Origin of the sequence: Corallococcus sp. bb12-1, from assembly GCF_026626765.1 — a bacterium.
In the GTDB taxonomy this organism is placed as follows: domain Bacteria; phylum Myxococcota; class Myxococcia; order Myxococcales; family Myxococcaceae; genus Corallococcus; species Corallococcus terminator.
Genome location: NZ_JAPNJZ010000005.1, coordinates 140,810 through 163,668, shown reverse-complemented (window position 1 = coordinate 163,668; position 22,859 = coordinate 140,810). Strand labels below are relative to the sequence as shown.

The window sequence follows — 22,859 nt, the reverse complement described above, 5'->3', positions numbered from 1 at the left end:
CATCCCCTCCCCGTCGGCAGTCCCTCCGCCCGCCCCGAAGCCGGCCTCCTTTTCACGCAGAGCGTGGGCGTGGAGCGCGGTGGGGGCGGTGGCCACGCTGCTCGTCCTGGCGTCGATGGTGCGGATGGATCGCACGGCCAGGGGCACGGTGCTGCTGGAGAAGGGCGAATGGGTGGAGGTCCCGGCGCCCGCCCCCGGGAAGGTGGTGTCGGTGGACGTGGGGCTGGGTCAGAAGGTCACGGTCGGACAGGTGCTGGCGCGGCTGGAGACGGCGTCGGGTCCGGTGGAGCTCACGGCGCTCCAGGCGGCGACGGTGGGCCGCCTGTTGGCGGAGCGAGGGGCGGAGGTAGCGGCGGGCCAGCCGGTGGTGGCGGTGAGGGATCCGGAAGCGTTGCCGTCGCTCCACGTGCTGCTTCCGGGGGAGTACCGGTCGGAGCTGGCCCCGGGGATGACGCTGGAGTACCGGATGGAGGGCATGCCCACGGCCCTCGAGGCGGTCATCGAGAAGGTGGAGGCTCCGGAGGCGTCACTCCAGTACGCACGGGCGAGGAAGTCCGAGCTGGCGACAGGGGGAGACGGCGCCGTGCTGGTGCGTGCGCACGCGCCGGCGCGAGCCTTCATCCGGGACGGGCGGTCACGCCTCTACCAGGACGGGAGTACCGGCAGCGCCAGGGTGAAGCTGGGCACGCAGCGATTGCTCGTCGCGTGGTTCCCCGGGCTGCACCATGCGCTGCCGTGAACGATTGGCTCCGGCCGCCAGCCGTCTCGCCGCGCTCCTGGCGGCCCTGGTGCTGGGATGCGCATCCACGCGGCCGATTCCGGGTGTTGTCCAGAGAGCCGAAGGGGCCCCGCTGACGAGCATCCCCGGCCCCATGCCGTCTTTCGGTCCGTTCGACACGTTCTCGGACGCATTGAGGGCCGCGTGTCCCCTCATCCTGGGCAAGCCGAGAGCCACTGCGGGACGACCTACCGAACAGAACTTCTCACTGCGCTGGCAGCGTTCCCGCGAGTACTGCGCCTGGCTGTACTACACGCCGGACCAGAAGTTCGAGATGAGCATGCTCGCAGCTGGAGCACCGCAGGACGAATCGCACAAGCGCACGTGCGACCTGCCAGCCACCGTGGATGATCCTCGTTACTCCCCGGGAAGCCTGGGCTACGTCTTCGTCCTGCACAACCATCCCTATGACAACGTGCTGTCGGACCGCGACATCCGGTTCATCGTCGCCATGGCGGTCGAGCACGGTGTGACCGTCAACACGCAGGCGGGTGTGATTCCGCTCTCTATCGTCGCCTTCTTCTCCCACTCCAGTAGCTTGGAGAGCCCTCCCTGTGATGGGTTCTTCCAGTACATCCCAGCAACGGGTGAGTTGTTGCGGTGGCTTCGAAAGGACAGCGACTGGGGACGGCAAGTCATTGGTCGGGTCGAATGGTTAGACGACACGCGCTATCGCATCGTGCGCAACTAGGAGCATGGGCCTTCGTCATGGAGAAGCGCGGACGATGAAGCGATATGCGCCGTTGCTGCTGGGGCTCGCGGCCCTCGGATGTAGTCGCGCCACCATCGGCACTGCATCTGTTCCCGTGGGGGATGACCGCTCGATCGTGTTTCCCCAGTTCTCAGAGCAGGCACCGCTGCGCGTCGGAGTACCAGGACAACCTTTCGTGATGGACGGCTCCGTCCTCCGGGCGCTGCTCCTCGCGGCCAACGACTTCCTGCCACCGGGTCGAGCCGACCTGCCGTGTACCGACCAACAGGCGTCGCACGTCTTCCAGGTCATCCAGCGCGAGGACATCCTCTTCGTTCGAATCGACGAGGATCCTTCCGCATGTGGGCGCACGCACCCGAGATTCGATTCCGGGGCGCGATACGCCATCAGTCGCGATGGGCGCATTCTCCGACGTGTTCTGGATGGAATGGAGCCGTATATCGCCCCTCCCAATGGCGGCGTCATCGAGAAGGCGGAGCCCGGGATGTCTCCGTCGTTCGAGCCAAAGCGTCCAAGCGCCCTGCCCTTCCTGGGACCACCCGACGCGGGAATGCCTGACGCTCAGGCGCCCTGACGCGACAGCCTGCGCTCCAGCCGTTCCAGCCGGAGCTGGTGGTCCGCGGGCAGCTCCACCGGGGCGGCCAGGCGTGCGTGGTACAGAGCCCGGGACAAGTCCTTCAGCGAATGCTCGTAGAGCTTCGTCAGCGACAGGTGCAGCGTCGCGCCCTGCCCAGGCCGGGCGAACGTGAGCGCCCGTTGCAGGTGCGCCACCGCGGACTCGCAGTCGCCGGCCCTTCGGCAGAGGCGTGAGGCCACCACCAGCGCCTCGATGCCCAGAGTTCCTCCGCCCTCCGCCGCCGCCTTCGCGAACGCGAGCGCCCGCTCCGCGTCCCCTGCCCGCTCCGCCACCACCGCGAAGCCGAGCAGGTCGCGCGGATCCTGGGCCTCCGTCCCCTCTGCCCGGAAGCGGCGCACGAGGTCGCCGAGCAGCGCCGCCAGCAACAGCAGGTCCTTCTGGTTGTGCTCCAGCACCGGCACCAGCTCCGAGCCGTCCGTGCCTCGCAGGAAGCGGAAGTACAGCTCCGGGATGAGCGCCCCGTCCACGTCATCCACCCGGTGATGACCCAGCACCTTGGACTCCAGGTGCACCAGCCGCGCGCCCTCGCCCCGGTGCTTGAACACGCGCCGCGCGCAGTGCAGCAGGTCCAGGTGCGGCAGCTCCTTCGGCACCGGCACCCGGTTGAGCACGAAGCGCGTGCGCAACAGCGGCCAGTCGAAGCTCTTGCCGTTGTACGTGACGAGGCAGGACGACGACGCCATGCGCTCGGCCAGCAGCCGCAGCATCGGCGCCTCTTCACCCATGCGCCGGAGGAAGAGCTGCTGCACGCGAAGGGAGCGGCCTTCGAACCACGCCAGCCCCACGAGGAAGGGCACCGTGCCCGTGCCGCCCGCGAGCCCCGTTGTCTCCGTGTCCAGCATCAGCATCCGCGTGAAGTCCACCGACTCCAGCTCCGGATGCAGCGCGAGGCTCGCCACCAGCCGGGCCTCCACGTCGAGCGCCGCCGCTACCGGGGCCATCCCGTGGTGATGCTCCGGCGGATACACCTGCTCCGCCACATGCACCGTGCCGAACGACGTCGTGCGCGCCTCCACCGGCAGCGCCCGGGGCTCGGGCACCGGGGCCACCGCCCGCCGCGCGGAGGCCGTGCCCTGTCGCTCCGCCCAGAACGACAGCATCTGGCGCAGCGACTCCACCCGGGGATCCACCGGAGCGTCCGCGACGCCCGCCTTCCGGGCCGCGAACCGACGCCGCGCTTCCTCGCGCAGGTCTACGAGACTGGAGTGCTCTCCGCCGTGTTCTTGGAGCGCGCCGGGGCCCGAAGTGCGGACCTCGTCCGTCCGGTTCACATCGAGGACGGGCTCCTCACCCTCCATCGAGAGGCGCTTGCGGAGCGCTTCCACCAGCACCTCCGCGAGGGTGGTCGTCCCAGCTTCTTCCACCGCCGGAGCAATGACCTCCGCCCGCGCCTCCACCACGGTGTTCACCGGGACGGGCGTCCCACGCGAGCCTCCGGGGCCCGCGCTGGTGAGTCGCGACAGCTTGCGCTTCAGGTCCATGCGCCGTCCGTGCTCCTCACTGCACCCCAGCGACGCCGAGCGCCGCCAGCAGGTCCAGCGCCAACCGCTTGCGCGGATGCGTTCCCACCGGAGCGCTCCCCGGCTGCCCACCCGCCGCCGGCCCGATGCACGCCGGACACCCGTCCTCGCACGGACACGACTCCAGCAGCTTGCGTCCGCGCAGCAGCAACTCCTCGCGCTGATCGTACAGCCGCGTCGCCAGCCCCACGCCGCCGGGCACGTTGTCGTAGAGGAACAGCGTCGGCTCGAAGCCCACCCCACCCTCCTTGCGCGGCGGACCGTCCGGCTCATCCCGGCTGCCGAGCGTCCGGCCCAGGTCGCGCGGGTCGCTCATCAACCCCACGCACGCCACCGTGCGCAGCGCCGAACCCAATCCACGCAGCGCATCGATGACCGCCGGCCGGGGTGCGTCCATGGACCGCACCACCGCCTCCGGCACCGTCAGCCACAGCGCCGTGGTGTGCATCTGCATCTCCGGCAGCCGCACGTCGCCGTAACCGACGTTCTCATGCGTGTGGTACTTGATCTTCTTGTAGCCCACGACCTTCTCGATGACGGACACCTCGCCGAGCCCCGCGTGCAGCGTCGGGCCCACGGGCGCGCCCTGGTCCTCTTGAATCACGCTCACGCGCACGTTCGTCATCGCGTCGGTGAAGTAGTCCGGCGCCACCTTGCGCACGAACGCCTTGTGGTTCTCCAGGTCCAGCAGCTCCACCTGATACTGCTCCGAGTCGTGCTGGTAGATGGCCTGCTCGTGCAACTGCGTGTGCGCGGAGCGGAAGTCCATCTCCGCCAGCGTCCGATCGCTTCCGCGCTCGATGACCACCACGTTGTCCCAACCCACGCTGCGCAGCGACACGTGGTGCGCCGGGTACGCGTCCGACGACCAGTGGAACATCCGCCGCCCGCCCTCCGCCGCCTGCGACGGGTGCACCACCTGATGCTGCGTAAGGAAGTCCAAGGCCTCCGTGGTGTTCTCCACCGGCACGTCCCCGAACGCGTCCCCTTCTTCGAAGGGCAGCTCGAAGGCGGCGCACTTCAGGTGCTGCACGAGGATCTCCACGTTGTCCGGATCAATGCGCGCGTGCTCCACCGGCGCGCCCGTGAGCGCCTTCGGATCCGATGCGAAGTATTGATCCAGCGGGGCGCTCGACGTGACGAGCAGCGCCAGGCTCCCCATGCCCCGGCGCCCTGCCCGTCCGAAGCGCTGCGACAGCGCGGCCACGGAGCCCGGGTAGCCCGCGCACACCACCGCGTCCAGCGACCCGATGTCGATGCCCAATTCCAGCGCGTTGGTGGCCACCACGCACCGCACCTCGCCCGCGCGCATCGCGGCCTCGGTGGCGCGCCGGGCGCCAGGCAGGTAGCCGCCCCGGTAGCCCTGGATGAGCGCCGGGTCCAGCTTCTCCTCCACGAACCGGTCGCGCAGGTACTTGAGCATCACCTCCACGTTGTTGCGCGACTGCCCGAAGAGCAGCGTGGACACCCCCGCGCGCACCAGATCCGACGTGAGCCGCACCGCGCTCTTGAGGTAGCTGGCGCGGATGCCAAGCTCCGCGTTCACCACCGGAGGGTTGTAGACGAGGACGCGCCGCTCGCCGGACGGAGCGCCGCTCTCCGACACGAGCGCCACCTCGCGCCCCAGCATCCGCTCCGCGTGCGCCTTCGGATTGCCGATGGTCGCCGACGCCAGGATGAACGTGGGGGACGCCCCGTGGAACCGGGCCACCCGCTGCAACCGGCGCAGCACGTTGGCCAGGTGTGAACCGAAGACGCCCCGGTACGTGTGCAGTTCGTCGATGACCACGTAGCGCAGGTTCGCGAACAGCCGCGCCCAGTTCGCGTGGTGCGGAAGGATGCCCGTGTGCAGCATGTCCGGGTTGGTGAGCACCACGCCCGCGCGCTCCCGGGCTGCCCGCCGTGCATCTCCCGGCGTGTCGCCGTCGAAGGTGATGGCGCCGTGGCCCAGGCCCGCCTCGCGCATGAACGCCCGCAGCGACTCTTCCTGATCGCGCGACAGGGCCTTCGTGGGGAACAGGTAGAGCGCCCGAGCGTCCGGTTCACGCGCGAAGCGGTCCAACAGCGGCAGGTTGTAGCAGAGGCTCTTTCCGGAAGCGGTGGGCGTGGCGATGACCAGGCTCTCCCCGTCCCGGGCCCGCTCGAAGGCCTCCGCCTGATGGGAGAAGAGCTGCTCCACGCCCCGCTTGCGCAGCGCGTCCCGCACCTGCGGCGCCAGGTCTTCCGGCAGCGGCGCGAAGACCCCGGCCCGAGCGGGCGTCACGGCGTCGTGGACCATGTTCGGCCACACCTGCCGGTCCGTCCGCCAGCCCTGGAGCACGGCATCCAGCCCGCGAACTCCCGACCACGGTGTGCGACGCGGGCCGGAAAAAGCCTCGGTTTCCTTCTCGGGCTTCATAGGGCCGGGCACTGTACAGACGTGTACCGGGAAGGACAACGCGCGTCACGCGCCCCCTGGAACCCGGCGGGTGACCGTTCCTGACGCACTCCGGTTTCATGTTCCTGGTTTCAAGTACGGATTATTGCTGAGCACCTCTGCCGGGGGCCGGTCAGGCCTCGTCGTCCGGCAGGAGCATGTGGAGGAGCGTGTCGTCGGGCCCCAATGGGCGCCAGCCTGGCGGCGGTGGCGAGGCGCGAAGCGCCGCCATGACCTGATCGGCGCGCTCCTGGTGGGTCTCCGGGGTGTAGCCACTCCAGAGCCCGAGCACCTTGGCGACCCTGAACCGGTTCGCGTCGTCCAGTACGGCTGGCCACCCCTCGGGCAGGCCCCCGGAGAACTCACGCACGAACACATCGCGAACAAAGCGGGTGACCTGCTTGCGTTGCTCCGCTTCCACGAGCAACCCGCCCAAGACCTGCACGCCAGCGACGTCCTCCTTGCCAAGTTCCTCGGCCAGCGTGACCAGGGAGGCGGTGGGACGTGCTGCGGCGAACGCTGTCAGCGAACCATAACCGCGCTCACGGACGCGCTCCTGCAAGCGAACCCTCCAGTTCCCATGCCAGGGACGTTCACCGGTCATCGACTCCTCACCGAAGCAAAGCCGAGAAACGTCATGGGAACGTCACGTTGCTGATCGTGACGGTGCGCGGGCCCTCCTCCTCCCAGAGCTTGAGCGAGAAGGCTCCCTGGGCAGCAGTGGTCGGGGCCTCGGCCTCGACCACGATGCGCCGGGCCTCTCCCACAGCGATGGGTTGCTCCTGCCACACACGGAGCACCTTCAAGTCCGCTCCAGCCTTGCCTCGAAGCAATGCGCCCTTCGCGCTCCATGGCTGAGCGCCTGACCTCACCACCAGCATGAGTTCCACGGCAACGCCCTTCTTGGAACGGTAGCTTTTGACCAGGATTGCTTCGAGAACGTTCCCAACAGTCAGGGCAACGTCCCTGGTCACGACCCTTCCAGCCACTCCCGAATCATCCAGTGCTCCCGTGGAGATGAGCCCCGTCAGGCCCGCTGGAGCATCGTGCTCGGCGCTCAACCGCGCGTTCTCGCCCTGGCAACTCAGCAGCTTCGCGTGAGCCTCCCTGGTTTCCTGCTGGTAGGTCTCAATCGTCCGCTTCCCACGGTAGATCTCGACGAGTGGCTCCGCCTTCGCGGGATGGGCTCGCAGCAGGAAGGAGGCACTCACCGGCGACGCCCCATCCTTGAAGCGCACGACCAGCCGGAACGTCTCACCAGGGTTCACGCGCGATGAAGGAACCAATCGGAGGGTGGCCTGCCCCACATCCACCAGCGAGAAGCGCTCCCGGCTTTCCAACTCGATGCCTTCGCGCAGCAGGTCTGAATCGAAATAGAAGCCAGAGGACAGCCCTGGGCTCACCGCGATCTCGGATGGGGGTGGGGTTTCGTCAGGGGCCAGTTCAATGCGACGCGCCCCCGGCACGGTGGATGGGAATTCCGCCTGACCGACAGCGGCTCCGCTCGCGAACAGGAATCCCAACAGAACGACGAAGGAAGAAGAAGGCACTCGACGATGGCTCCCGGACAGGTCTGCTACTCGAACCCACCGACTGCCTTCACGTATGCGACCGTGAAGATGCGGGCACTGGAGGGCGAATCGTCTCCGGGCTCACGGGCCATTCCTCGCGCCCCTTCCTCCGCGTAGACCTCCATGCACACGGGAAAGCTGTCGCCCTTCGGCGTCGTCGCCCACGTCAGGCGCCCATAGACGCGGTCCCTCACGATGAGCCTGCCTGAAAGCACCGTATTGCTCGGCATGTCCGCCCAGGGGCCCGCCAGGATCAGCTCCGTAGGACCCTCACGCACCGAGATGAAGTGAGGCCGACTGAGGACAAAAGGCGCAGGGTGCTTGTCCTCCAACTCGATCTTCAGCTTCCCCATGGCCTTCACGGCCCCCACGGGACATGGCTCGGGAGGGGGGGGGGGGCGTACCTGGGGACCAGGGCACCCGATGGTCGCGCAGGCCGCGACGGTTCCCACCGCACGGGCCATGACGCTCATGCCCTTCTTCATGGGCTTCGACGGGTGCTGGGGGAGCGGGGTCTGTGTCGTCTGAATCATCACGGTGGCTGAATCCTCCTGGAGCATCGCGGGAAGAGCGACGGCCGCGGCGATGGCCTCCGGCCCGGTAGGAGCTGCGGCCAGACCACCTTGAGGCGACTTGCCAGAAGGCGCTACTTCCTGACGGGCAGGCGCGGGACCCGAAGTACGTGGCGCCCACCGCACGAGCACAGCCCCCATCGCGAACAGCACCAGGGCCAGCACCGCCCAGGCGCGGAAGGGCCGGCCCCTCCAAGACGACACCCGCACCGTCGTGCCTTGAAAAGGTGCTCCGCCCCCTGCGGCCAGGGCCGCGTTCCCGGCCAGCGCCGGCTGCCTCCGTGGAGAAGCCCGCTTGCCCCTGCGGGGCCGGTGCCGTGGCTGATGCCGCCATTTCTCGAAGCTGTCTCCACCGCCTTCCGTCGTCGCGGAGTCTTCGTCGTAGGCATCGCAGAGCGGCAGCTCCCACGTCGCATCCGCATCGCGCAGCGCCTCCTCCAATGAGGCACAGACGGCCTGGGCGCTCGGCGTACGTGCCTCGGGTGTCTTCTCCAACAGCCGCGTGCACACGTCACCCAAGGCCCGGGGCACGCGGTCATTCGCTTCGTGTGGCGGCGTTGGCGCAAGGTTGAGGATGGCCTCCGTCAACGTGTGGGGATCCGGACCGTCGAAGGGAACGCGTGCCGTCAGCAACCGATAGAGGACCAGGCCCAGTGCCCACAAGTCGTCCGAAGGGCCCGCCGTGAAGCGGGCGCCCGGCACGTCCCGGTGGCTTCGCAGGAACCTCCACGCCTCCGGCGAGCGGTAGTTCAGCGTCCCTGGCGGGAGGATGTCCTGTGTCAAGGAGCGCGCCCCCTCGTAGTCGCCGATGCCGAAGTCCACCAACTTGGCGAGGCCATCCGAGGTGCGCACCATGACGTTGGCTTCCTTCACATCCCGGTGCACCACTCCGTCCGCGTGGGTGGCGGCGAGCGCCCGGGCCACGCCCAGCACCACGTCCGCCACCTGCCGTGCGGTGGGGTTCTCCTCCCCCGCCCACGCGTCCAGCGGGCGTCCATCCACGTACTCCATGGCGATGACGGCGAAGTGAGGCTCCGCCACGGGCCAGTAGCCATGGCCCAGGATCTTCACCACGTTGGGGTGATGCAGGCGGGCGAGGATGGAGACTTCGCGCTCCGCCCGATCGCCCACGCGGGGCAGGTGCAGCATCTTCACCGCGCAGGGCTGTCCTTCACACCGCGCGAGGTACACCGTGCCGAAGCCACCCTGCCCCAGTTGCCGCTCCAGTGTGTAGCCCAGCACCTGGGCCCCGGGCGCCCAGATGGCGGGCGGTGGTCTCATGGCATCCTTCCTTCGGGCCCGTTGACGGCCCGGGTTCGGACTTCTCGGTTACGCTACAGGCCCTCCATGAATGAAGAACTGGCCATCACCATTGGCACGGCGGCACGCGCCGCCCGCGAGCACCTGGGACTGACGCAGGCCGAGGTCGCTGAACGCATCGGGCTGGTGCACCCCGTCTACAGCCGTCTGGAGCGCGGCAAGATGCTGCCCAGCGTCCCCTCCCTCTACCGTCTCTGCCGGGAACTGCGGGTGTCACCCGAGACGTTGATGGGCCTGACGCCGAAAGCCAGCGGGCGAAAGGATTCGCAGCCCCAGGCCGAAGAGGGACCGAAGCTGCGCCGCCTCCTCCACCTCGCCCAGAAGCTGGAGGAGGAGGACCTGGACGCCCTCCTCCATATCGCCTCCGCGCTGGCGCGCTGACCCGCGCTACTTGCTTCCCCGTGCGTCCAGTTCGTGCGCCTCCAGGCCCTCTTGGAAGAGGCCGCCCTCTCCAAACTCCACCACGTCGCGAAGCACGCTGCCTTCGGCCAGCACCCGGGCCCATTCCGCGGCGGCCTCCTGGCGCCCATAACCCGGGTGTCGTCTCGCCAGGGCCACCCGCATGACATCGCGCAGGGCCTCCGCCGTGGCGAAGCGCTCGTCCGGGTTTGCGCGAAGCGCTGCGTGCAGGAGTTCCTTCACGTCGGGAGAAAGCATCTTCACGGCGGCTTCCACCTCCTCCGGGCCGAAGCTCGCGAGCAGCACCCGCATCTGCGTCAGCGGCAGGGAGGGGATGATTTCCGTGTACAGGGGGAGCAGCCCCGGGGGCCTGCGCGGCACATCCTGCACGTCGAAGGGGTGCTTGCCGGTGAAGAGTTCCACCAACAGCACGCCCAGGCTGAAGACATCGGAGCGGGGCGTGAGCGGCAGTCGCTCCAGGTACTCGGGCGAGGCATAAGCCACGTCGCCCCGGACGAGGCTTGCGGGCGACTGCTCCCGCCCGATCACCAGCGAGTAGGCCGCGCCGAAGTTCATCAGCTTCACCTCACCATGTGTCCCCACGTAGACATGACGGGGATTGACGTCGCGGTGGATGATGCCCAGCGGCTGACCGTCCTCTCGCGTCAAGGTGTGCGCGTGGTGCAGTGCCTCCGCGAGCTCCGCGCCGACGTAGAGGGCGAAGGCCTCCGAGACAGGCCGGCCGCGCGCCACGCCCGCGCTCACCAGCGTCTCCAGCGAGGGCCCCTCGACGCACTCCATGACGACGTGCAGGGCGTCGAGGTGCACCTTGCGGTGGAACACCTGCGCGATGGCGGGATGGCGGAGGCGGAAGGCCAGTTGAATCTCCTCCCCGAGTCGCGTGCGGCGCATGAAGGTGGAGGGGTTGGCCAACCGGCGGACGAAGCAGAGGCCGGGGAGTGCGTTGCCCTTCTCCGAGTAGCGCCGGGCAAGCAGGAGCAGCTCCCCCGTTTGCATCAGCATCAACTCGCGAATGGCCTCATAGCGGATGCCATCCACGGTGAAGAGGGGCCTCGGCGTGTCGGGCGTGGGCGGGAGGGTATTTCGACGCGGTGCCGGCCGGGTGCTCACCCGCGCGTCGGTGGTGGAGGTGGACATGACTCCTCAAGGGGCAAGAGCGACAGGGCCCCTGTGAGTCTGAACGCAATGAACCTTAAAAGTCCACAGCTCCAGAACTTTTAAGGTCTTCGCCGCGACATCGGGGGCCACGGGAGCAGCTGCCCCGCCCACTGTGTGGATTCACCCCATGGAGGTCTTGGTGAATGGAGCCCCCAAGGAGTGGCGCATCGAGCGAACCTGTCCGACTGTCGGACAGGTTCTGGCGAGCAACAGCCGGCGGGGCGTCCCCTGGACTTCGTTTCTGGATAGACCGGAGCGGGCCTTCGTGGCGCGCCGCCAAGGACGGGGACATGCATCCCGAACGCGTCCTTCGTCCGAGCAAGGCTCGTCCCTACCCCGTCGTTGGAGCCGCGACGAGTCGCCTGCCTCGACTTGCCTGACGGCGGCGACCTAGTGTCCCGCGCCCGTGGCGCTCGCGATCTTCCTCTTCACGTACATCTTCATCGCCGGGGCACGGCTGCCCTTCCTCAAACTGGACCGTCCCGGAGGCGCGCTGCTGGGCGCCACGCTGATGGTCGTCGTGGGGGTCGTCACGCCCGCGGAGGTGTTCGGCCACAGCGCGGACCGCAACCAGCAGGCCATCGACATGGACACGCTCGTCCTGCTGCTGGGGATGATGCTGCTGGCCGCGTACCTGTCCCAGGCGAATTTCTTCCGCGCCGCCGGCGCCAAGACGCTGCGCGTGGCCCACACGCCCCGCGTGCTCCTGGTGGCCGTCACCTTCGTCAGCGCCGTGCTGTCCGCGTTCCTCGTCAATGACACCGTGTGCCTGTTCCTCACGCCGCTGGTGCTCGTGGTGGTGGAGGACGCGCGCCTGCCTCCGGTCCCCTACCTGCTCGCGGTGTGCATGGGCAGCAACAGCGGCTCCGTGGCCACCTTCACCGGCAACCCGCAGAACATGCTCATCCAGGGCGCGTCCGGCCTGGGCTACGCACGCTTCGCCGGGTACATGGCCCTGCCCGCCCTGCTCTCCACCGCCATCGTCGCGCTCGCGCTCCTGTACCTGTTCCGCAAGGAGCTGCCCGTCGCGCGCTTCGACACGCACCCGCCCCCCATCGACGTGGACCGCAGGCTGCTCGCGTTGTCGCTCGGGGTGCTGATGGGCGTGGTGGTGGCGTTCTTCGCGGGTCTGCCCATGAGCTGGAGCGCGCTCGCGGGCGGGGTGCTGGTGATGTCGCTGTCCGGGCACGACTCGCGCGAGGCGCTGGAGCGCGTGGACTGGGTACTGCTGCTCTTCTTCGCCAGCCTCTTCGTCGTCGTGTACGGGGTGAACAAGGAGGGCTGGGCAGAGGAGATCCGCCAGGTGTTCTCCCCGCTGATGGCCGGGCCCCCGTGGCGCGAAACGCTGGGCTTCGCGTTCCTCACGCTCGTGGCCTCCAACCTCTTCAGCAACGTGCCCTTTGTGATGCTCGCCCGGGCGTGGGTGCCCGCCATGCAGCAGCCGGAGCTGGCGTGGCACGTGCTCGCCCTGGGCTCCACGCTCGCGGGCAACCTCACCCTCGTCGGCAGCGTGGCGAATCTCATCGTCTTCGAAGCCGCGCGCGGCAAGGTGCGCATGACCTTCTTCGACTACCTGCGCGTGGGCGTGCCCGTCACCCTCGTCAGCTTCGTCGTCGGACTGGGCGTGCTCCTCGCGGAGCACGCCTTGTTCCCCTGAGGCGCAGGGCCTACGCGTCCGGATCCGGCAGCTCGCCCGGCGGAAGCTGACGCTCGGGCGGGGTCGGAAGCGGCGCGGCCGAGGGCGTGACGGTGGAGGGCCCGGTGTCCACGGCCGTGTCACCGAGGGGCGCGGCGCCCTTGCGGTTCTGCGGCGTCAGGTCCTTCACGAACATGTCCGCCACCTTGTCCAGGAGCGCGGTCATCGCCAGGCGGAACAGCTCCGGCTCCTTGCCGACCTTGAACGGATCCAGGTGCGGCGCGCCCTGGTCCACCGCGTCCATGTCGAAGGGCCGGCGCCACAGCTCCGCGCGGCCGTCCACCCGGAACATGCGCCCGTAACCCTTGAGGTAGGCCCCGGCGCGGCCGTCCTCGCTGCGCATGCCGAAGTCCTGGATGACGAACTCCACGATGGTGTCCGCGCCCAGCGGGGCCATCAAGTCATAGTCCGGGGCGTTGGCGGGCACCTCCTCCACGAGGAAGCTCTCCAGCGCGGTGGCCACCCGGGCCGGATCCACCGCGTCCGTCCACGGCGCCTCCTCCGGCAGGCGCGACAGGGTCGTGACGCGCAGGCGCTCCGACAGCTCGAAGCGCGTCACCGCCTGCTGCAACTTCACGGTGAGCCGCCGGTCCGCCTCCTTGTCCTCCAGCTTCTTGAGCTTGCTGGAGTAGGCCCCGTCCTCGCGGAACACGAGGCTCTTGGGCCCCGCGCCGTCCTCGATGCGGGAGATGAAGGCCGGCCGGTGGACCCGATCCAGATCCGCGCCGGAGAGACGCTGCGAAGCGCAACCGACGGTGAAGGCCAGGAGGATTGCCGCGAAAAGAGGGCTACGCACCATGGTGGTAAGGCTACCCCATCCCCGCGCCAGGGGCCCGTTTGCGACCCACCAGGGGCCCAGGAGCGGGGGCTGGCTGCTATGCTGCCGGGCCGTGACCGCTCCCCCTTCCGTTCCCCCCGGCCCGGGCCCCAACCGCAAGCGTCGGCTTGGGGAGATCCTGATGGACGCCGGACTCCTGACTGAAACCCAGCTCCGCACCGCGCTCGCCGAACAGCGCAAGTGGGGCGGGCGCCTGGGCCTCACCCTGGTGCAGATGGGCTGCGTGGACGAAAACTCCATGGTGCACGCCCTGTCGCGGCAGTTGGCCATCCCCACCGTGGACCTGGACAGGCACGTCCCCTCCCCGTTCGCCATCCAGGCGCTGCGCGTGGACATCGCCGAGCGCTACACCGTCTTCCCCATCAGCGTGGACCCGGCGTCGAAGACGCTCACCGTGGCCACTTCGGATCCCACCAACGTGGAGTCGCTCCAGGAGCTGGGCTTCCACGCGGGCCAGCGGCTCCAGGTGGTGGTCGCGACCGCGTCATCCATCGAGCGCGCCATCCGGCACCACTACCACGGCGAAATCACCTCCACGGCCGCCACGCCCCTGAGCTTCGGCATGGAGGAGTCCACCTTCGAGCTGGCCCCGCCCCAGCAGGCGGAGCCCGTGGCCCCCACCCCGCCGCCCAGGGCCCATGGGCCGGCGCCGCGCGACACGGAGCTGACGTCGAAGGTGGAGGCGCTCACGCAGCAGGTGGCGGACCTGGAGCGCATGGTGGCGCAGCAGGCCCGGGTGATGCGCGCGATGATGGATGCGCTGGAGGCCCGGGGTGCACTGACGCGCGAGGAGGTCCAGGCGAAGGCCCGGTAGAGACGCCATGGCGCCCCCCTCCCCGTTCCTCGAAAAGCTGAAGCTGGAGCTGACCGTCACCGCGGGGGATCAGGCGTTCACGATCCCCGGCGGCCAGGTGCAGGCCTTCTCGCTGCGGATGGCGCCCTCCGGGTTCACCGGCTCGCTCACGTTCTGGACGTCGCTGGAGAAGGCGGACGCGAAGCTGTTCACCGCCTTCAGCAAGCCCGACCTCATCCGCATCCGGCTGGCCCTGTCCGGCGTGTACGACCCGCCGCCCGCACCGCTGCTGGTGCAGGGCATCGTGATGGAGAAGAGCGTCAGCGGTTCGGCGCACGGCCTCAAGGACGGCGTCGCGGTGATGTTCCGCAAGTACACCGTGGAGTTCGCGGACCCCGCGCGCGTGCTGTGGAAGCAGCACCGCCCGGTGGAGCTGCACACCGGCAAGAAGGTGTCGGAGCTGTTGGACCTGCACAAGCTGGGCGGCCTGCTGCTCACGTATGACTGGGACGCGCTGGAGTCGAAGCTGGCGATGGTGTGCCTGGGCATCGGGGATGACCATCCGTCGGCCAGCTTCCATGACTTCGTCCTCTGGTTCGTGGACACGCGCGGCGGCGTACTGACGTACGACAGCCCCAAGGACACGTACACGTTCTCCGCGAAGAAGCCGGCGACGGGCAAGGTCACCGCGCTCAGCCGCAAGCACGTGGAGCGCGTGGACGTGGAGCTGCCCCCGGTCATCCGGCACGGCACCCGCGTGCTCAACGGCTTCGGGGCCGCGCCGACCACGGTGGCCCTGCCCCAGGCCCAGGCGGTGGCGGGCGTCAGCCACGACATGCTGGTGCGCACACCCATCGCCGCGGAGGCCGAAAAGCGCCAGTCGCTGGAGAAGGAGCGCCTGCGCCTGCGCAAGCGGCGCCTGCGGCTGACGTTCCTGGACGTGCCCCCCATCGCGCTGCACCCGGGGGCGCTGCTCAAGCTGGACGGGCCGCTCTGGAGTCCGGACCTCACCGGCCTGAACGAGGACCTGCGCATCCGCGGGCTGTCCTTCGACGGCGTGGGGCGCCAGGCCGGTCCGCATGACGGGCAGCAGGAGGCGATGGCGGGCTACGAAGTCACCCTGTCCGTGCTCCTGGAGCAGAAGTCGGATCCGGTGCCGGAGCTGTCCGCGTACCGGCCCCCGCACTACCCCATCTACGTCGAGGGCAAGGTGCACAGCCCCGGCGGCGAAGCGAACGACCGCATCTACCTCCAGGTGGATGATCCGAAGACGTCGGTGACGAACTACCGCGTGACGGTGCCGCTGTGGAACAAGACGGTGAGCGTGCCGGCGGAGCCCGGCCTGTTCCCGGGCACGTTCTACTTCCCCCCGTACAAGAACGAGCGCGCGCTGGTGGCGCTGCACTTCGATCACGCGGCCCTGCACCGCTACCTGGACTGGGGCGAGGGCGTGCGCATGCCCCAGGACAGCCAGGGCGATCAGCTGCTCTTCGGAAAGAACGGCAAGAACCAGACGGCGATGACGCACGACTACCAGGACGCCAAGCCGGTGTGGAACCTGGGACGCGTGAACTCGAACGACACGGAGATCATCCGCATCTCCGAGGGCCGCCTCCTCATCCAGACGAAGGAGGAGCCCGGGGGCGCCCCCACCACGCCCACCTACGACGTGACGCCGCAGGTGGAGACCGCGAAGGGCGATCTCACCTCGGGCGTGGAGGGTGCGGTGGGCGAGACGACGGCCGCCTATACGGCCTCCACCGCGGCGGTGAACGCCAAGCTCAACGCGGCGTCGGAAGAGACGGGCGCGGCACTCGCCGCCGCGGAGGCCAAGGTGAAGGACCAGGCCGCCGAATCCCGCACGAAGCTGACGGGCGCGCTCAACGGCCTGGATGGACAGACGGGCGCGCTCTCCGGGGCCGCCACCGAAGCCAAGGCCGCGCTGGGGGCCCTGAAATGAACGAGCTGCGCGCTGCAGTCGCGAAGCACAAGGCCACCGTGCAGGGCTTCGGCTCGGGCGTGACGCCGCGCCTCACCACCGCGAAGAGCGAGGTGGAGGCCCTGGCGCAGGGCGTGCTGACGCTCGTCGCCACGCTGCGCCCGACGGTGGACGGCACCGTCGGCAAGCTGCTCACGCAGGTCAACGCGGTGAACGTGAAGGTGCTGGACCCCTCCTCCCGCATCCAGGCGCTGGCCACGGAGGTACAGGGCTACCAGCAGGCGCTGACAGCGTCGGGCACGAAGGCCCGCACGTCAGCGGAGTCGCTGGGCAAGGAAGCGGCGGCGAAGAGCCAGGGGTTCGAGTCCCAGGCGAAGGCGTCCGCCGAATCGTCCCAGGGCCAGCTCACCGCGCTCCAGCAACAGGTGGCCCAGCGCTGCGACGCGGACAAGAAGTCCTTCGACGCGAAGCTGAACGCGCGCAAGGGCTCCAAGGCGGACACGGAGGCCCGCCGCGCGCAGGGCCACGCGCTCATCGACCAGACGAAGGCGCAGCTCTCCCAGGACCTCCAGGGCGTGGGGACGACGCTCGCGGCGGCGCTCGCGGCGGTGCTCGTGCGGCTGGCCACCTCGCGCGACGCGGCGACGGGGCGGAGCACGCAGCTCACCGGCACGCTGGACGGGGCCATCAACGACCCGGTGCGCGCGCTGACCGCGCTGCATCAGGAGATCGCCGGCGCGAGCAAGACGACGCAGCAGGCGCACCAGCAGCAACAGACCGCGCTGGAGACGCAGCGGAAGTCGCTCGTGGCCCAGGTGAAGGCGGCGGCGACGGCGGCGGCCGGCATCGTGGACCCGGTGGACACCCAGGTGGCGCCCTCGCTGACGGCAGGCAAGACGCAGGCGTCCGGGACGCTGGAGACGCTGGGCAAGACGGTGGCGGGCCAGGTGGCCACCGTGGCCGCGCAGTTGGAGGCGGTGGAGAAGCTCATCGACCAGGTGCAGAAGCGCATCGAGGCGGCCATCACCCAGGTGAGCACCACCATCGACAGCCTCGTGAAGGGCACGCTCACGGCGGTGGAGACGCTGAAGGCGCCGCTGAAGCAGACCCTGGACGCGGCCTTCACGACGCTGGACACGCTGGTGGCCAGCATCAGCGCGCTCAAGCAACAGGTGATGGCGCTGTTCGACCTGCTGCCCCAGAAGCTGGAGCAGTTGCAGACGCTCTTCCAGCAGCTCGTGGGCTCCCTGGAGGCCCTGCTGGAGCGCGCCCTGGGCCTGCTGGACGCCATCCCCGCGGCGGACCTGCCCAAGCCGCTGGTGAACCCGGCGGTGCAGGGCATCAGCCAGGTGGTGAAGCAGATCACCACGCAGCTGGGGACTATCTCCTCCCAGGTGGGCACCCAGCTCCAGACGGTGCAGAAGACCATCGTCTCGCAGGTGGAGACGGTGCAGACCCAGGCGCAGACGCAGATCGACACGGCCACGAACCAGGTCGTGACGCAGATGGGCACGTTGACCCAGTCCGTGCTCCAGGCCATCGAGCAGGCCACGGCCCAGGTGGCGCAGGTGATCGCCACGGGCGTGACGCAGATCAACACCGCGCGCGATCAGGGCGTGCAGCAGGTCCAGGCGATGCAGCAGCAGGTGGCCGCGCAGGTGAAGCCCCTGGACACGCAGATCCCCGAGCGCCTCAAGGCCCTGGACACCCAGGTAGGCACCGGCATCGACGCGGCCGTCCAGGCGATGAAGACGACGCGGACGGCGGCCGAAGGCCAGGTGACATCCGCGAAGGGCCAGCTGGACACGCACCTGGGCGCGACGAACACGTCGGTGACGGCCGCGCTGAAGTCCCTGGAGACGGCCCGTGCCAGCGCGGAGAAGACGATCGTGGGCCAGGTGGACAAGGCCCTGGCGGCCTTCAAGCAGCGAGCGGAGGCCCTGAAGACGGGCGCGCAGACGCAGGTGGACGCCGTCACCACCAACGCCACCGCGTCGAAGCCGCAGCTGCTCTCCCCTCTCGATGCGATTGGCACCCAGCTCCAGGCCGGCGCCTTCGCGAAGCCCGTCACCGCGGTGAACGGACGCGTGACGGCGGCGCTCCAGGCGCTGGGCCCGAAGCTGGACGCGCTCGCCACCTGACGCAGCGGGCTACAACGGGGACGCGAGCGACATCGGCGGCTCGGGAGCCTTCGGCGCGGCGGGCGCCTTGGGAGGCGCGGGGACTTCAGGCGCCGTCGGCGCGGACTCCTGGGTGGACATCTGCCGGGGCAGGTCCGTGCGGATCCGGCTCTCCTGGAGCTCGATGTCCACCGTCCTGGGCACCGGCACGTCCAGCAGGGCCTGCCAGGCGCCATTGGGCGTGGTGAACAGGAAGCTCACCGCCACGGCCTGCTCCGGAGGCAGGGGGATCTTCACCTGCTTCGTGCGGCTCGGGTAGATGACCACCGTCTGCAACACGGAGTCGTCCGGGCTGATGACCTTGGCCGCGACGTCCGCGTAGCCCTCCGTCATCGTCGTCTTCGACACGGTGCGGATCAGCATGTACAGCGGCCGGCCCTGGTTGGTGCCCGCCGGGGCCTTGATGTTCACCGTCAGGCTGGGGGACGCGCAGCTGCCGCCCACCACCGCCGCGACGAGGCCCGCCGCCAACCGAATGCCCCTGCCCTTCATGGCACCACCCCACGGAATGGCGACCACGGCTCACCACGCAGACCGAAGCTGATCTCCAACACCTTCTCGTTCGCCGCCAGCCCGCGCCCCGGGAGCACCCACACCACGTTCTGCTGATCCGTCAGCGTGGCGGACTCCAGCAGGCGGAAGCAGTTCCACGACGACTCGGACATCTCCATGGAGCGGTAGCGCTTGCCCTCGCGCGCGGGCGAGCGCAGCTCCACGCCGATGGACGACGGCTGCGGGCTCCACCAGCTCAGCGGGAATTCACCCCACGCCGGGCGCTGGTTGAACCCGAACGACGACGCCCCACCGCACTTCAAATAGGACAGCGTCACGAAGCTGTCCGGCGTGGGCGCCGTGGGCAGCGGCAATGGCCGCACCTGCATGTTGATGGTCCGGGCCTTGCCCTCGTCATCCCACAGGAGCCGCGACAGGCGCCCCAACTGGCCCAGCGACGTCAGCATGCGCGGCGGCAGGAGCATCCGCGACTTCAGCGGCCAGCGCAGCGACCAGTCCGTGCCGCGCTCCTCCACCACCGGCGACAGCACCTGGGTGACGAACTGCCAGAAGGCGCCGTCCTTGCGGCGCAGCACCTCCAGCTCCACCGGGTCCACTTCCTGCGACGCGCTGGGGTTGAAGGGGTAGCGCCTGACGAGCGGCTCCAGCGTGCGCCGGCCCTGGTACGCCCACTGCTCCGCGATGACGCGCTCCAGCTCCGCGCGGCCCCGGTTGCGCACGACGACGAAGGGCTGGCGGAACGGCAGCCGGAACTCGCCCACCAGGCCGTGCTGATCCAGCCACGCATCCACCCGGCGCAGGTACGAATCCTCCTCCTCCATCAACATGCTCAGCGCCACGCGCCCCAGCGGCGACATCATCTCCGCCAGCTGCGAGCCCCCCGCCGCCGTCGTCGCGGACGGGGCCCCAGGCCCAGCGCCGTCCTTGGGCGCGGCGGGCTTCACCGGCGCGGGCTTCACCCCGGACAGCTCCTGTTGGAGCTGCGACACCAGCGTGGTGTAGGCCGCCAGCTCCGCCAGGGCGCCGCTCTTGTCCGGCGTCATCAACTGCACCACCGGCTTGAACGGCGCCACCGCGTCGCGCATCGGGGCGTAGTACTCGCTGTCCAGCGGACCCACGCTCGCGCGGCTCGCCACGTCGCGCAGCATCGCCTCCAGCGCGGACGACGGCTGGAGCAGCATCGCCAGGTCGGTGGTCAGCGCGCCCCGGGACGTGCGGAAGCGGTAGCCCCGGTAGCTGGCGTAGAGGTCCTGGCCGTAGCGTCTGGCGAACGCCTGCACCTTGTTCTGCACGAAGGTGGAGCGCTCCACGGCCTCTTCGCGCGACAAGCTCGACTTGGCCAGGCGTTCGGTGAACTCGTCCACCAACGGGCTCAGCTGCGCGTCGAAGGCGGCCTTGCCCAGGACCTTGCCCACCACCGGCATCTGCCCGCTGGCGAACTCCGTGTCGTCGTCCCCTGCCCCTTCGGAGGCGACCTCGGAGGCCACCTCGCCCGTGCCCGGGTTGAACGTCTGGCCCATGAACGGCGAGCGGCCCGTCTCCTTCAAGTGGCGCAGGACCTTGTCCAGGAGCTGCTTCGACACGTCCACCGGACGGAACACGTAGTCGCGCTTGAGCACCTCCACGGAATAGCGCGCGTCGCCATCGCTGGGGGAGAAGAGGCCGTCCGCGCGGGTGAGCAGCTCCGCGGGGGTCATCCGCTCGGCGGCGCGCAGCGCGGTGTCCGCCTCGTCCTCCATGCGCAGGATGGCCTCCAGCGTCTGGCGGTTCGCGCGCATCCAGTCCAGCGAGTCCAGCAGGCTGCCCACGCCCTTCAACTGGCTGGCGTCCGGCTCCGCGTCGGACGCGTTGATGAGGTCCATCACCTGCCGGGCGGACTTGTAGGGCGTGCTCCGCTCCAGCGAAGCCCGCAGGTGCTCCCGCTCATCGCGCAGCGCGTACCACCGGGGGAGATCCAGCTCCTTCGCCTCCAGGACGGCCTGGAGGTTCATGAAGTGTTCGCGCCACGGCCCCAGCAGGCCGTCCATCGTCAGCCACACGAAGGGCCAGCGGGTCCACGGCACGTTCTCGTCGAAGGGCTTGTCGCTGGCGATGACGTAGTTGGCGATCATCGGCTCCGCCAGGCCCATGGACTCCAGCCAGGCGTTCTCCGGATCCGCGTTGGACAGGGTCAACCCGTAGGCCTCCGCCGTCCAGTCCAGCTTCTTCTTGTGCGTCCCGTGCACGCTGCGCAGCACGAACCGGCCCAGGTCCTCGTTGCGCGACGCGTAGAGGATGCCGAGCGTGAACAGCGCCTGCTCGGGACGACACAGCGTCTCCTGGCTGCAGTTCTCATGCTCCGCCCCCTGGGCCAGGGGCGTGGCGCGCGTCGCGCGGGCGTTGAACGTGGGCGCGGGCTGGCAGCCAGGAACCCGCGCCGCGCACCGCCGACACTGGTCCTGACACCGCTCCAGCAACGGCTTGAGGTAGGACATCCGGATGCTGCGCGCGAGCCGGGCCCGCAGCTCCGCCCACTCGTCGGTGAAGCTGTGCGCCAGGGGCGGCCAGTAGCGCGTGGCGCCCCAGAGGGCCTCCATCGCCTTCACGGCTTCGTTCGTCTGGCTCTCCACCACGGAGCCGGAGACGCTCTGGTTGCGCTCCTCCAGCCGCTGCACGGTGACCTGGAACGAGTCCAGCCGGGCCTGCGCGACCAGGAGCAGCCGGTAGAAGTGCGCATACGCCAGGACGACAGGCAGACACCCCACCGCGACGATGGCCGCGCACCGCTTCAGATGCGTCCACCGGTAGTGCGCGATCAGCTGATCCGCCGGCTGACCCGCATGCACCGCCAGCGCGCCCGCGGCCCGCTCGTCCGCCACGCGTGACGACAGGTACACGCGCTCGAGCTTCAGCGGGAATACCAACGAGCCGCTCTCCACCAGCGTGGACACGAAGCGCGCGAGCACCGCGAACGCCTCGCCGCCGCGCGAATAGAACGACGCCAGCCGCTCGAAGGCCTCCGGCGACAGCGTGGTGAGGCCCAGCGCCAGGTACTTCTCCAGCGGTTGCAGCGCGTGCGACAGCTCCTCTTCCCTGCCCGGAGGTGGCACCGCCAGCTCCAACGGCACGCCGTGCTTGCGCAAGAGCTGGGCGAAGTCCGTGAAGCCCTCCAGCGAGTCCATGTGCGTGAGCGACAGCCGCGTCTCCACGGACGCCTGGCACACCTCCGCCAGCAGGTTCACCTTGCCGCGCAGCAGCTGGGTGATGCGCTTCACCTCATCCGGCGACTTGTCCAGCAACCACCGCACGTCCAGGACGATGACGATCCGGCCCACGTGCCGGCGACCGAAGCTGGCCTTCCACAGCCGGCGCAGGGCGGCGCGGGCGTGGCGGGAGTCGTCCTCCAGCACGGGCGCGGACACCTCCTGCACCACGACGTCCGGCCCCAGGTAGATCTGGAGCAACGGATCATCCGTGAGGCTGGGCATGAACTGGCGCTCCTGGCGCTTCCAGTCCACCTCCGTGCTGATGAGCTCCGACTTGCCACTGCCCGCGGGCCCCAGCACCACCAGCGTGGGGAAGTCCCGCACGGAGGCGCGGTAGCGCCACGGCAGCTTGCTCAGGAACTTCTTCCGGATGGCCAGCAGCTGGCCCGACGCCAGCGGCTTCTGCCCTCCCGCGAGGGCCGAGGGCTGCCGCTGCTTGCGCCACCAGAACCACGCGCCCGCACCGATGGCGACAAGCACCATCACGATGCCCAACGTGAGCACCCAATGGGCCTTCAAGGCCGCCAGGAGTGACTGGAGCGCGCCCACGG

Annotated in this window: 17 protein-coding genes; 8 read left to right on the top strand and 9 right to left on the bottom strand. The window is 69.4% G+C overall.

Annotated elements, in window-relative coordinates; genetic code table 11:
* Positions 1-88: 88 nt before the first annotated feature.
* The 3 genes from OV208_RS10020 to OV208_RS10010 are packed head-to-tail and all read left to right on the top strand — an operon-like array spanning position 89 to position 2,064.
* Complete coding sequence (locus OV208_RS10020) at positions 89-739, top strand: acetyl-CoA carboxylase biotin carboxyl carrier protein subunit (RefSeq protein WP_267573612.1); 651 nt, start codon at positions 89-91, stop codon at positions 737-739.
* Positions 726-1,469, top strand: coding sequence for a hypothetical protein (locus tag OV208_RS10015; RefSeq protein WP_267573611.1), 744 nt, complete (start codon positions 726-728; stop codon positions 1,467-1,469). Before OV208_RS10020 ends, OV208_RS10015 begins: the two co-directional genes overlap by 14 nt.
* 34 nt (positions 1,470-1,503) lie before the next feature.
* The gene (locus OV208_RS10010) at positions 1,504-2,064 is read left to right on the top strand and encodes a hypothetical protein (protein WP_267573610.1); all 561 of its coding nucleotides are present in this window, start codon (positions 1,504-1,506) and stop codon (positions 2,062-2,064) included.
* On the opposite strand, the gene OV208_RS10005 is transcribed toward OV208_RS10010, so the two are convergent.
* The 5 genes from OV208_RS10005 to OV208_RS09985 form a co-directional block, all read right to left on the bottom strand.
* Positions 2,052-3,608, bottom strand: coding sequence for a ribonuclease H-like domain-containing protein (locus OV208_RS10005; RefSeq protein WP_267573609.1), 1,557 nt, complete (start codon positions 3,606-3,608; stop codon positions 2,052-2,054). The genes OV208_RS10010 and OV208_RS10005 overlap by 13 nt on opposite strands.
* 16 nt (positions 3,609-3,624) lie before the next feature.
* Positions 3,625-6,045 (bottom strand): DEAD/DEAH box helicase, encoded by a 2,421-nt coding sequence (locus tag OV208_RS10000; RefSeq protein WP_267573608.1) that lies wholly within the window; start codon positions 6,043-6,045, stop codon positions 3,625-3,627.
* Positions 6,046-6,196: 151 nt separating this feature from the next.
* Positions 6,197-6,667 (bottom strand): NUDIX hydrolase, encoded by a 471-nt coding sequence (locus OV208_RS09995; protein ID WP_267573607.1) that lies wholly within the window; start codon positions 6,665-6,667, stop codon positions 6,197-6,199.
* A gap of 31 nt (positions 6,668-6,698) precedes the next feature.
* Entirely contained in the window at positions 6,699-7,613 is a 915-nt protein-coding gene (locus tag OV208_RS09990) for a DUF2381 family protein (RefSeq protein ID WP_267573606.1), read from the bottom strand.
* A gap of 26 nt (positions 7,614-7,639) precedes the next feature.
* Positions 7,640-9,487 (bottom strand): serine/threonine-protein kinase, encoded by a 1,848-nt coding sequence (locus OV208_RS09985; RefSeq protein ID WP_267573605.1) that lies wholly within the window; start codon positions 9,485-9,487, stop codon positions 7,640-7,642.
* Between the two features lie 66 nt (positions 9,488-9,553).
* Here OV208_RS09985 and OV208_RS09980 point away from each other — a divergent pair, with 66 nt between their 5' ends.
* Positions 9,554-9,907 (top strand): helix-turn-helix domain-containing protein, encoded by a 354-nt coding sequence (locus tag OV208_RS09980; protein WP_267573604.1) that lies wholly within the window; start codon positions 9,554-9,556, stop codon positions 9,905-9,907.
* Positions 9,908-9,913: 6 nt separating this feature from the next.
* Here the strand turns inward: OV208_RS09980 and OV208_RS09975 are convergent, their stop codons facing one another.
* Positions 9,914-11,083 (bottom strand): serine/threonine-protein kinase, encoded by a 1,170-nt coding sequence (locus OV208_RS09975; RefSeq protein ID WP_267573603.1) that lies wholly within the window; start codon positions 11,081-11,083, stop codon positions 9,914-9,916.
* A gap of 427 nt (positions 11,084-11,510) precedes the next feature.
* On the opposite strand from OV208_RS09975, the gene OV208_RS09970 reads away from it, so the two are divergent.
* Positions 11,511-12,761, top strand: a complete 1,251-nt coding sequence (locus tag OV208_RS09970) for an SLC13 family permease (protein ID WP_267573602.1) — start codon at positions 11,511-11,513, stop codon at positions 12,759-12,761.
* Positions 12,762-12,771: 10 nt separating this feature from the next.
* Here OV208_RS09970 and OV208_RS09965 read toward each other — a convergent pair whose 3' ends face one another.
* Entirely contained in the window at positions 12,772-13,599 is an 828-nt protein-coding gene (locus tag OV208_RS09965) for a hypothetical protein (protein WP_267573601.1), read from the bottom strand.
* Positions 13,600-13,759: 160 nt separating this feature from the next.
* Between OV208_RS09965 and OV208_RS09960 the strand changes: the two genes are divergently transcribed.
* From OV208_RS09960 to OV208_RS09950, 3 genes are read left to right on the top strand one after another with little or no spacing between them, the layout of a single operon-like run.
* The gene (locus OV208_RS09960; protein ID WP_267573600.1) at positions 13,760-14,452 is read left to right on the top strand and encodes a general secretion pathway protein GspE; all 693 of its coding nucleotides are present in this window, start codon (positions 13,760-13,762) and stop codon (positions 14,450-14,452) included.
* 7 nt (positions 14,453-14,459) lie between these two features.
* The gene (locus OV208_RS09955; protein ID WP_267573599.1) at positions 14,460-16,391 is read left to right on the top strand and encodes a hypothetical protein; all 1,932 of its coding nucleotides are present in this window, start codon (positions 14,460-14,462) and stop codon (positions 16,389-16,391) included.
* Positions 16,388-18,511 (top strand): hypothetical protein, encoded by a 2,124-nt coding sequence (locus OV208_RS09950; RefSeq protein ID WP_267573598.1) that lies wholly within the window; start codon positions 16,388-16,390, stop codon positions 18,509-18,511. The genes OV208_RS09955 and OV208_RS09950 overlap by 4 nt, the downstream gene beginning before the upstream one ends.
* Positions 18,512-18,520: 9 nt before the next feature.
* On the opposite strand, the gene OV208_RS09945 is transcribed toward OV208_RS09950, so the two are convergent.
* Positions 18,521-19,042, bottom strand: coding sequence for a hypothetical protein (locus tag OV208_RS09945; RefSeq protein WP_267573597.1), 522 nt, complete (start codon positions 19,040-19,042; stop codon positions 18,521-18,523).
* Positions 19,039-22,857 (bottom strand): type VI secretion IcmF C-terminal domain-containing protein, encoded by a 3,819-nt coding sequence (locus tag OV208_RS09940; protein WP_267573596.1) that lies wholly within the window; start codon positions 22,855-22,857, stop codon positions 19,039-19,041. The genes OV208_RS09945 and OV208_RS09940 overlap by 4 nt, the downstream gene beginning before the upstream one ends.
* Positions 22,858-22,859: the final 2 nt, after the last annotated feature.